We start from the raw sequence: 12,085 nt of genomic DNA, 5'->3' as shown, positions 1-12,085 counted from the left end.
AGATCGAAGCCGCCCTCACCGCCCTGCCCGGCGTCACCGCCGCCTGCGCCACCCTCCGCGAAGACCAACCCGGCGACAAACGGCTCGTGGCCTACGCCGTGTGCACAGAGCAGGCCGTGGGGTCCGCGGCACTACGGACCGAGATGGCTCGGACTCTGCCGGAATACATGGTTCCTGCCGCCTTGGTGGTCCTGGACGCGCTGCCGCTGACGCCGAACGGAAAGGTCGATCGGCGGGCGCTGCCTGCGCCCGCCGTGGTTCCGACAGGCAACGAGGGACGCGGTCCGCGTACCGTCCAGGAGGACATCCTGTGTGGCCTGTTCGCCGACCTGCTGGGCCTGCCCGATGTCGGCGTGAGCGACAGCTTCTTCGATCTGGGCGGCCACTCGCTGCTGGCCACCCGGCTGGTCAGCCGGGTGCGGTCGGTGCTCGGCGTGGAGATGCCGGTCAGTGCGTTGTTCGAGCATCCGACTGTTGCCGGTCTGGCGGCGGCACTGATCGGCGGCGGCCCGGCGAGGAAGAGAGTCGTCCCGGCGGAACGCAAGCACCCGATACCCCTGTCCTTTGCCCAGCGAAGACTCTGGTTCCTGAACCGCCTCGAGGGGTCCAGCTCGACCTACAACATTCCGTTGGTGCTGGAACTCGACGGACAGATCGACGTGCAGGCCCTGCGCGGAGCGCTCGCTGACGTGGTCCGGCGGCACGAGACGCTGCGCACGGTCTTCCCCGAACAGGACGGCGTGCCCTCTCAGCTTGTGCGGGAGCCCACTCCAGCCGAACTGTGCCTCTCCGTTCGGGCTCTCAGCGACGAGGCACTCGACGAGGTCGTCTCCGCCGCGGTGACGCGTCCGTTCGATGTCACCACCGACCTACCGATGAGGTGCGAGTTACTCAGGACCGGCCCCGAACGGCACGTGCTGGTCCTGGTCCTGCACCACATCGCCGGTGACGGCTGGTCCCTGGCGCCGCTCGCCCGGGACGTGGGAACCGCCTACCGCTCGCGGATTCGCGGCGCGGCCCCCGACTGGCCGGAGACGATCGTCCAGTACGTCGATTACACAGTGTGGCAGCGGGACATGCTGGGCTCGGAGACCGACCCCGACAGCGTGTCGTCCCAGCAACTGGCCTTCTGGCGCAAGGCGTTGCATGGCGCACCGGGTCTGATCGAACTGCCCCTCGACCGCCCCCGGCCCGCGGTCGCGGACCCCTCCGGTGCGGTAGCCGCCTACACGCTGGACGCAGACCTGCACGGTCGGCTGCAAGCTCTGGCGAAATCCTGCGGCAGCACCCTGTTCATGGTGTTGCAGGCCGCTGTGTCGGTCGTGCTCTCCCGCCACGGCGCCGGGGATGACATCCCTCTCGGCACCCCGGTAGCCGGCCGCACCGACGAGGCGATGGAGGACATGGTCGGGTTCTTCGTCAACACGCTCGTCCTGCGCACCGACACATCGGGGGAGCCGACCTTCCGAGAGCTCCTCAGCCGGGTACGGGAGTCGGATCTCGCTGCCTACGCGCACCAAGACCTGCCGTTCGAACGTCTCGTCGAGAGTCTGAATCCGGTCCGTGCGCGCAACCACCACCCGCTGTTCCAGGTCATGCTGGTCCTCCAGAACCAAGGCACCGCCGCCATGGAGCTGCCGGGAGCGACGGTAAGCGGCCGACTGGTGCACAACGGGATCAGTAAGTTCGACCTCACGTTCGCCTTCACTGAGGACCTCGTACACGGCGGGCTGTCCGCCGGGGTCGAGTACGCGACGGCCCTTTTCGACGCCGCCACCGTCGACGCACTGGCGGATCGGCTGATTCGGCTGCTCAGCGCCGTGACAACCGACCCGGACCGTCCCCTGCACCGCTATGAGCTGCTGTCCGACGAAGAGCACCGCACGGTGACCCGATGGAGCGAAGGTGCTGCTCTTCCGGTGGACGTGCCGGAGGAGCTGCCGGAGGTCTTCGCGGCTCAGGTGGCCGCGGCGCCGGATGCGGTGGCTGTTTCGGGCGGCGATGTGGCGTTGTCGTACGGGGAGCTGGACAACATCTCGGCCGCTCTGGGCCGGTGCCTGGTGGGGTGGGGTACCGGCGCCGAGGACAGCATCGGCGTGTTGCTGGATCGTTCGGCCGCGGTGGTGACCGTTTCGCTGGCCGCGGTGCGGGCGGGCGGGGCCTACGTACCGCTGGACGCACGGTGGCCGACGGACCGATTGCGGCAGGTCTCCCGGGTGGCGGGCCTGCAGGTCCTGATCGTCGGCGAGGAACTGGCGGATCACGCATGGGTCGTTGAGACGCGCCGGAGTACGCCGGTGGTGGTGGTCGACAGAGTAGGACGTGTCGTCGGAGGCGCACCCGCGATACCTGGTGACCTGCCACCGGTCGTGGGCGGCGATCGGTTGGCGTACGTGATGTTCACGTCGGGTTCGACGGGTGAGCCCAAGGGTGTGGGCGTGTCCCATGGCGATGTGGTCGCGTTGGCTGCGGACAACGCATGGGGGTCGGGTGCGGCCGATGCGGTGCTGATGCATTCGGCTTATGTCTTCGACGCGTCGACGTTCGAGATCTGGGTTCCGCTCCTCCGGGGTGGGCGGATCGTGATCGGCCCACCGGGTGTGCTGGAACCGAGCACACTGCGGGAGACCGTCGCCGCTGAGCACGTGAGTGCCCTCTTCATGACGACTGCCCTGTTCAACGTGATCGCTGAGGCGGGGGCAGAGATCCTGTCCGGATTGCGGGTGCTGTGTGCGGGTGGCGAGTTGGCCGCCCCGGGGGTCATGCAGGACGTCGCCGGACGCCTGCCCGGCACTCGCGTTCTCCACGTGTACGGGCCGACGGAGACCACGACCTTCGCCACACGTTTCACCGTCACTGCGGATGGACCTCCCGGGGCTCCGGCGATCGGTTGTGCCTTGGACGGAATGGCGGCGTATGTGCTGGACGCGGGCCTCGGACCGGTGCCCCCGGGCGTAGTGGGAGAGCTGTATCTGTCCGGACGAGGAGTGGCGCGCGGATATCTGGGCCGGCCCGGGCTGACATCTACACGCTTCGTCGCCGATCCCTTCCACGCGGGTGGCAGGCGCATGTACCGCACGGGGGATCTCGTCCGATGGAACACGCGGGGGCAACTCGAGTACGTCTCCCGTGCTGATGATCAGGTCAAGCTCCGGGGCTACCGCATCGAACCCGGTGAGATCGAAGGCGTCCTGGCCGGCCTGCCCGGGGTCGCTGCCGCCTTCGTGCTGGCACGAGAGGACGCACCGGGTGGTGGCCGGCGTCTGATTGGCTACGTGGTGCCATCGGCCGGCACTGTGCTGGACCACGCCGAACTGGCGGCAGGTCTCGGCCGGGTGCTTCCGGATTACATGGTGCCGACGACGTTCGTGGACATGGACACGCTTCCGTTGACTCCGAACGGGAAAGTGGATCGCCGCGCCCTCCCCGTGCCGGACGTCACCGCGGTCCCCGGTACCCGAGGACCGCGAACAGCGCGCGAGGAGATCCTCTGCGGACTGTTCGCCGACCTCCTCGGCCTGGAACAGGTCGGAATCGACGACGGATTCTTCGAATGCGGGGGCCACTCACTGCTGGCCACCCGTCTGGCCAGCCGTGTCCGCAGCACGCTGGGCGTGGAGATGCAGGTCAAAACCCTGTTCGAACAGCCGACTGTGGCACGTTTGGCCGCCGCGCTCGACGGCGCTGCGGAGGCCCGGACCTCCATCGTGCCCGAGCAGCGACCGGATACGGTGCCGCTGTCCTTCGCCCAGCAACGTCTGTGGTTCCTCAACCGCCTCGAGGGACCGAATTCCACGTACAACGTGCCGCTCGTCCTGCGGCTCGATGGGGCGCTGGACGTCGACGCGCTGCTCGCGGCTCTGGCGGACGTCGTCGAACGCCACGAGACCCTGCGCACCGTCTATCCCGACACCGATGGTGTCGTACGCCAGTTGGTCCTGGACTCCTCGGCAGTGGATTTCGATGCCGGGCCACTGGATGTCGCCCCCGGTGACCTGGATCGGCTGCTCACCGAGGCTGCCTCGCATGCTTTCGACGTGACCTCGCAGGTTCCGGTGCGGGTGAGGTTGCTGCGGCTCGGCGCCAAGGAGCACGTGCTGGTGCTGGTTCTGCACCACATCGCTGGTGACGGCTGGTCCCTGGCGCCGCTCGCGCGCGACCTGGGGCAGGCATACCGCGCCCGTACCAGCGGTGAGGCTCCCGGCCGGCCATCGCTGCCGGTGCAGTACGCCGACTACACGCTGTGGCAACGGCGCATGCTGGGTGACGGCACCGACCCGGACAGCATCGGCGCACAGCAACTGGAATTCTGGCGCCGAGCGCTTGAGGGGCTGCCGGAGCTGCTGGAGCTGCCGCTCGACCGTCCACGGCCGTCCCTGATGCGGCACGCGGGTGACGCCCTCGCCTTTCATCTTGACGCCCAAGTCCATCGCGGGCTCACCGAATTGGCCCGATCATCGGGATGCACCCTCTTCATGGTGCTGCAGGCGGCCCTGTCCGTTCTGCTGTCCCGGCACGGCGCGGGCGACGACATCCCGCTCGGCACGGCGGTGGCGGGCCGCACGGACGAGGCCCTGGACGAACTCGTCGGGTTCTTCGTCAATACCCTCGTGCTGCGCACGGACCTCTCCGGGAACCCGACCTTTCACGAGGTGCTCGACCGGGTCCGGGAGTTCGATCTGGCCGCCTACGCTCACCAGGACGTCCCTTTCGAGCGACTGGTGGATGCGCTGAGCCCGGAGCGAGCGAAGGCATTCCATCCGTTGTTCCAGACCATGGTGGTCCTGCAGAACCAGGCATCGGCCGAGCTCGAGCTTCCAGGAATCTCGGCTACCGCACAGCCCGTCCACACCGGCATCAGTAAGTTCGATCTGACGTTCTCCTTCACCGAGACCCACGACGAGGCGAACCGGGCCGCCGGCATCGAGGGAAGCCTTGAGTTCTCCACCGAACTGTTCGAGCCTGCCACGGCGCAGGGCCTGGCCGACCGCCTGTCACTGCTGTTGGCCACGGTGGTGGCCGATCCGGACCGCCGGGTGCGCAGCATCGATCTGCTCACCGATCAGGAGCAGTCACGCGCTGTCTCCGCAGGTGCGGGGCCGGTCTGTTCGTTGCCATGGCGGTCGGTACCGGAGGCCTTCCGCGGGCAGACCGCTCGGACGCCGGATGCCGTAGCGGTCCGTGATCAGCACCGGACACTGACGTATGCCGAGCTCGACACGACCGCGAATGACTTGGCGCACTACCTGACGGAGCGCGGGGTGGGCCCGGCGGACGTCGTCGCGCTGGCCGTCCCGGCAACGGCAGACATGGTGGTGGCGATGTTGGCGGTGCTGAAGGCGGGAGCGGCTTATCTGCCGGTGGACCCCGAGTACCCGCCGTCACGCATCGGGTACATGCTCGACGACGCCCGCCCTGCCCTCCTGGTCACGACGCTCGAGACGCACGCCGGACTGCCGGAGATCTCCGTGCCGGTCATGATGCTCGACGAGACGGAGTCATGGTCCACCGGCCTCACAGCAGATCTCGACATCTCGCCGGCGCCTTCCCAACCGGCGTACGTGATCTATACGTCGGGGTCCACGGGCCGGCCGAAGGGCGTTGTGGTCACGCACGAGTCCTTGGCCAATCACATGGCGTGGATGGCGGATTATCTCGATGTCTCCGCGAACGACCGGGTCCTCGCGCGTACTTCATCGAGTTTCGATGCGTCGGTGTGGGAGCTCTGGTTGCCGATCCTGCACGGTGCGAGCACCTGCTTGGTCTCTGCGGAGGCGAACCGTGACCCCGACCTGCTGCTGCGGCGGATGCGCGAGTTCCAGGTGACGCTGGCCCAGTTCGTCCCGTCTCATCTGTCGCTGATCCTGAACAACGCCACCGTGGCCGCGCCCTCGAGTCTGCGGGCTGTGATGTCCGGCGGTGAGGTTCTCCCGGCTGACCTGGCGGTGCAGGTCGCCGAGGCATGGGGAGCAGAGGTGCACAATGTGTACGGGCCGACCGAAGCCACCATCGACACCACCGTTCATCCGGTCGCTCCCCTCACGGGGCGGCCGGGTTCCGAGGCCACGCCCCTGGGCCGGCCGGTCTGGAACGTCCAGGTGTATGTCCTCGATACCAGCCTGAACCTGGTGCCGCGGGGGGTGACCGGGGAACTGTATGTGGCGGGTCGAGGGCTGGCTCAGGGTTATCTGCGGCGGCCCGGGCTGACCGCCTCACGGTTCGTCGCCGACCCCTTCGGTCCAGCGGGGCAGCGGATGTACCGTACCGGGGATCTCGTACGGTGGGACGCCGACGGTCGGCTGGAGTACCTGTCACGCGCCGACGACCAGGTCAAGCTCCGTGGGTTCCGTATCGAACTCGGCGAGATCCAGGCCGCGCTCACCGCCTTGCCCGCTGTCACCGCTGCCTGCGCCATCGTCCGCGAAGACAGGCCCGGTGACAGACGCCTGGTCGCCTACACGGTAGCCACCACCCCGGATGGGCCGGACTCCCCCACTGCGGCCCGACTGCGCGCCGCTCTGACGGCGACGCTGCCGGACTACATGGTGCCGTCCGCGTTCGTCAGGCTCGATGCGCTGCCGCTCACCCCCAACGGGAAAGTCGACCGGCGAGCACTGCCCGCGCCCGATCTGCCGGTCGGCCGGACCGTTGGCCGCGCTCCGGGCACCGAACAGGAAAGGGTCTTCTGTGAGGTGTTCGCCAGCGCTCTGGGGGCGTCGGACATCCAGGTGGATGACGACTTCTTCGCACTCGGCGGCGACAGCATCCTGTCCATCCAAGTCGTCAGCAGGGCACGCAGAGCGGGGCTGGTCGTCAGCGCCCGCGACGTTTTCGTGCACCGCACCCCGGAGGCAATCGCTGCCGTCGCCGTGCCGCTCGGCGACGAACCGGAGACGGCGGCGGATCCCGGTATCGGCGAGGTTCCGCTGACCCCGATCGCAGCCTGGTTCCTCGACCGCCCCGGCACGCTCGACAGCTACAACCAGTCGACGATGCTGAGCTGCCCAGCGGGCGCCGATGAGGAGAGCCTGGTCGCTGTGGTCCAGACGCTGCTCGACCACCACGGGACGCTGCGCCTGAGAGTTGTTCCGGCGCAGGGGGGAACCGGCGGTCTCGAGGTACTGCCCCCGGGGGCAGTACAGGCCCGGGAGCGACTGACCCGGGTGGACATCGCGGGTCTGGCGGAGGACGCCACGAGAGCCGTGGTCGCCGAGGCTGCGGAAGCCGCACGTCGGCGATTGCTGCCAGGAGCAGCCGTCATGCTGGAGGCCGTGTGGTTCGACGCCGGCCCGGACCGGCCGGGCCGGTTGCTGCTCGTCATCCACCACCTGGCAGTGGACGGAGTCTCGTGGCGCACGCTCACTGAAGACCTGGTGGCTGCCTGGCAGGCGGTCACCGCCCGCCGTCACGGGTCCCTCCGCACGAACCCCTCCGGTACACCGCAGCCGGCGCCGTCGCTGCTCGCGGCATCGACTTCGTACCGCCGCTGGGCCGAGTTGCTGGTTACCGAAGCGCGCACCCCGGCGCGCGTCGCGGAGTTGCGGATGTGGCAGGACATCTTGAGCACCCCGGATCCGCAGCTGGCGTACCGACCGCTCGACCCCGGCCAGGACACCGCCGGCCGGGCCGTGACCCGGACCTTCAGTCTGCCCGCCGAATGGACCCGGCCCCTGCTGACCACAGCGCCCAGCGCATTCCATGCAGGCGTCAATGACGTACTGCTCACCGGGCTGGCGCTCGCCGTCGCCGGTTGGCGCGCCGAACGCGGCATGTCCGGAAACCAGGCGCTCCTGCTCGGCCTGGAGGGGCACGGCCGCGAGGAGATCTTCGAGCGCGTCGACCTGTCGCGTACGGTGGGGTGGTTCACCACCATGTACCCGGTCAGGCTCGACCCGGGCCCTGTGAGCCCGTCCCTGGCCTACGACGGCTCGCTCGTCGACCGCGCGCTCAAGCGCATCAAGGAACAACTGCGGACCATCCCGGACCAGGGCGTGGGATACGGCCTGCTGCGCCACCTGAATCCGCGCACACGCGAACTGCTCAGGGACGCGCCGACACCGCAGATCGGTTTCAACTACCTGGGCCGGTACACCGGTTCGCCCGGCGACGGAGCCACCGCGGCCGGCGCGGACTGGCAGCTCCTCTTCGACGGGGGCGGCCCACGCAGTCAGGACCCCGACATGCCGGTCCACCACGTACTCGACATCAACGCCCATACCCGAAACCTCCCCGACGGACCCCGACTGGTCGCCAACTGGACTTGGCCGCAGGGCCTGTTGGAGGAGAAAGACATCGAGGAGCTCGCCGAAGGGTGGATGCGCGCCCTGCGAGCCATCGCGGAACACGCCGAAGCACCGGACGCAGGGGGCTACACGCCTTCCGACCTTCCCCTGGTCTCGCTCAACCAGGCCCAGATCGACCGACTGCAGAACAAGTGGGGTGGACGCAAGTGACCGGGTTCCAGCTGCAGGATGTCCTGCCGTTAACGCCGTTGCAGGCAGGCATGCTGTTCCACGCTCTGTACGACTCCGAGGCCGTGGACGTCTACACCGCGCAGTTCGTCTTCGACATCGAGGGCTCGGTGGACGCCGACGTACTGCGGGCGGCCGTGCGGGGGCTCCTGCGCAGGCACGACAATCTGCGGGTCGGCTTCCTGCATGAGGACCTCGACGAGCCGGTCCAAGCCGTCGCCGTCGAGGTTCAACCGGCCTTCGACGAACTCGACCTCACCGACGGTGAGGACTCCGGCCGAGCAGAACGCCTCACTGCCTTCCTGGCCACCGACCGCACCCGTCGCTTCGACCTGTCGAAGCCGCCACTGATCAGGTTCACGCTGATCCGCATGGGGCACCGGCAATTCCGCTTGGTGATGACCAGCCACCACATCCTGCTCGACGGCTGGTCGACACCCGTGCTCGTACGGGAACTGTTCGAGCTGTACGCGCGAGGCGGGGACGACCTCGGCATGCCCCGAGTCACCCCCTACCGCGACTATCTGGCTTGGTTGGCCGCCCAGGACAGCACCGCAGCCACTGACGTCTGGCGCCGAGCCCTCGAAGGAGTGGAGGAACCGACCCTGCTGTCCGGGTCAAGACCCACCCCGGTGTCCTCGGACGAGCTGCCGCAAAGCGTCGTGCTGGACCTCGGCGAGTCCACCACCGCCCGTCTTCGCGACACTGCCCGGCGCCACCGCCTCACCCTGAACACCGTGGTGCAGAGCGCCTGGGGTCTCCTGCTCCATCACCTCACAGGTCAGCGCGACCTTCTGTTCGGGACCACTGTCTCGGGCCGGCCGCCGGAGATCGCCGGCATCGAGTCGATGGTCGGCCTGTTCATCAACACCGTCCCCGTCCGGATCCGCATACGCCCCGAGGACACCCTCGCGACCCTGCTGAGCAGAGCCCAGGACGAGCAGAGCGCTCTCCTGGGCTGCCAGCACATCGGCTTGACCGAAATCCAGGCACTGACCGGCCTGGACTGCCTCTTCGACACGCTGGCCGTCTTCGAGAACTACCCCATGGACGCGCAAGCGTTGCGACAGGCCCAGGAAGGCCTTCCCGGATTCAGGATCACCGGATTCCACGGCAACGACGCCGCGCACTACCCGCTGACCCTCACCATCGCGCCGGGGAACGACCTGCGGATCACGTTCGGCCACCGCACGGAGGCCTTCACCGGCGACACCGTGCGGGTGATGGCGGCACGGCTGCGCCTCCTGCTGGAAGCATGCGCGAAGGACCTCGACCTTCGCGTCACCGACCTCACCGTACTGCTCCATGGAGAAGCCGACCGACTGCTGGAACAAGGGCGCGGTGCCGTTCTCCCGGCGGATCCGTCGAGCGCGAGCCTGCCGGACATGTTCGCGGCACGGGTAGCCGATGCGCCCGAGGCGGTGGCTGTATCGGGTCCCGGTACGACGCTGTCATACCGGGAACTCGATGAGATCTCGGGAGCGCTGGGCCGCTGCCTGACAGGCTGGGGTCTTGGTGCCGAGGACGGCGTGGGGGTCCTGCTGGAACGGTCGGCCGGCGTGGTGACCACCTCGCTGGCGGCGGTGCGTGCCGGCGGGAGGTACGTGCCGTTGGACGCGCGCTGGCCCGTCGGCCGATTGCGGCAGGTCGCCGCGGTCGCGCAGCTGCGGGCCCTGGTCGTCGGCGAGGAGTCGGCCGATCACGCATGGGTCGAGGAGATGCGCGATGCGCTGCCGGTGATCGTCGTCGACATCGCAGGCCGGGTACTCGAAGGCGCGCCTGCGGACCTCGGCGTTCTTCCGGCAGCGCCGGGTGGCGACCGACTGGCGTATGTGACGTTCACTTCCGGTTCGACCGGTACGCCCAAGGGCGTCGGTGTTTCTCACGCTGACGTGGCCGCGCTGGCCGGCGACACGACGTGGGACAGCGACGTGACGGAGGCGGTGCTCCTGCACTCGGCCTACGTGTTCGACGCTTCGACGTTCGAGATCTGGGTGCCTCTCCTCAACGGCCGGCGCATCGTCGTCGCCTCTCCGGGGACGCTGGAACCCGAAACCCTTCGTCGTGCTGTCCGCTCCGACGGCGTGACCGCACTGTTCATGACCACCGCACTGTTCAACTTCATCGCCGAGACGGACCCCCGACTGCTCGGCGAACTGAGACTGGTGATCACCGGCGGCGAGGCCGCGGCCGCAGGTGTGCTGCAACGCTTGGCGGTCACCCATCCGCAGACCCGCTTCATCAACGTGTACGGGCCCACCGAGACGACGGCCTTCGCGACGCGCTGCGAGCTGACGTCGAGCGCCTCAGCCTCCGGGCACGACGGCGTGCCGCCTATCGGGGACGCTATGGACGGTATGCGGGCGTACGTGCTCGACGCCGGCCTGCGGCTGGTACCCATGGGCGTGGCGGGTGAGCTGTATGTGGCCGGCCCGGGAGTCGCGCGCGGGTACGTGGGGCGGCCGGGGCTGACATCCACCCGCTTCGTCGCTGATCCGTTCGGCGGGTGCGGCGAGCGGATGTACCGCACGGGTGATCTCGTCCGCTGGAACAGAGAGGGGCAACTCGAATACCTCTCCCGCGTCGATGATCAGGTGAAGCTCCGGGGTTACCGCATCGAGCCCGGCGAGATCGAAGGTGTCCTCATGGCTTCGCCTTCGGTGACGTCGGCCTGTGTGGTCGTGCGCGAGGACCTGCCGGGCGACCGCCGGCTGGTGGCGTACGCGGTGCCCGCCGACGGGTGCTTGTTGAACGGCGACGCACTGGCGGCCGACATCACGCGGGCCCTTCCTGCCTACATGGTGCCCTCGGCGTTCGTGCAGATGGAAGCGCTGCCGTTGACCCCGAACGGGAAGGTGGACCGCCGAGCGCTGCCGGTCCCGGAGGTCGCTGCCGGTGAAGGCGGCCGGCACGCGCGAACCGCGCAGGAGGATGTTCTCTGTCATCTCTTCGCCGACGTACTGGGTGTTGACCGGGTGTCCGTCCACGACGACTTCTTCGCTCTCGGTGGGCACTCTCTGCTGGCGGCCCGGCTGGTCGGCCGAGTCCGCTCGGCCCTGGACATCGAACTCGAGATCCGCATGCTCTTCGAACATCCCACCGCCGCGGGACTGGCCACGGTGCTCGCAGGCGCGGGCCGGGCACGGACCGCGGTAGTACCCGAGCAGCGGCCGGAGACGCTGCCCCTGTCCTTCGCCCAGCAACGCCTGTGGTTCCTGAACCGGCTCGAGGGACCCAGCGCTACGTACAACATTCCCGTCGGGGTCCGCCTCGACGGAGCACTGGACATCCGCGCCCTGCGCGCCGCTCTCACCGATGTCGTCGAACGCCACGAGGCTCTGCGTACCGTCTTCCCCGACGGCGACGGCGCGCCCTGTCAGGTCGTCCTCAGCTCGACCGACGCGTACCTCGACTTCGCCGTCGACGACGTTGAGGAACCGGAGCTGTCCGACTGGCTCAAGCGTGCGGCGGCTCAGCCGATCGATGTGGAGAGCCACCTCCCGATCCAGGCCGGCCTGGTGCGACTGAGCGCCCGGCGGCATGTGCTGGTGCTGGTGCTGCACCACATCGCGGCCGACGGCTGGTCGCTGGCACCGCTCGCCCGGGATCTGGGG

General features: G+C 68.7%; 2 protein-coding genes. Both read left to right on the top strand.

Translation table 11 applies throughout. The features are described from left to right. Positions 1 to 8,453 (top strand): amino acid adenylation domain-containing protein (locus tag AB0M87_RS32755; protein WP_365859456.1); only part of this gene is annotated, 8,453 nt, incomplete at its 5' end. Further along, positions 8,450 to 12,085, top strand: a 3,636-nt coding sequence (locus AB0M87_RS32750; RefSeq protein WP_365859454.1) for an amino acid adenylation domain-containing protein, incomplete at its 3' end; no start/stop codon positions are given. The genes AB0M87_RS32755 and AB0M87_RS32750, both read left to right, overlap by 4 nt.

This window comes from Streptomyces sp. NPDC051320, from assembly GCF_040682175.1.
GTDB lineage: Bacteria > Actinomycetota > Actinomycetes > Streptomycetales > Streptomycetaceae > Streptomyces.
This window is presented reverse-complemented; position numbering and strand designations above follow the sequence as displayed.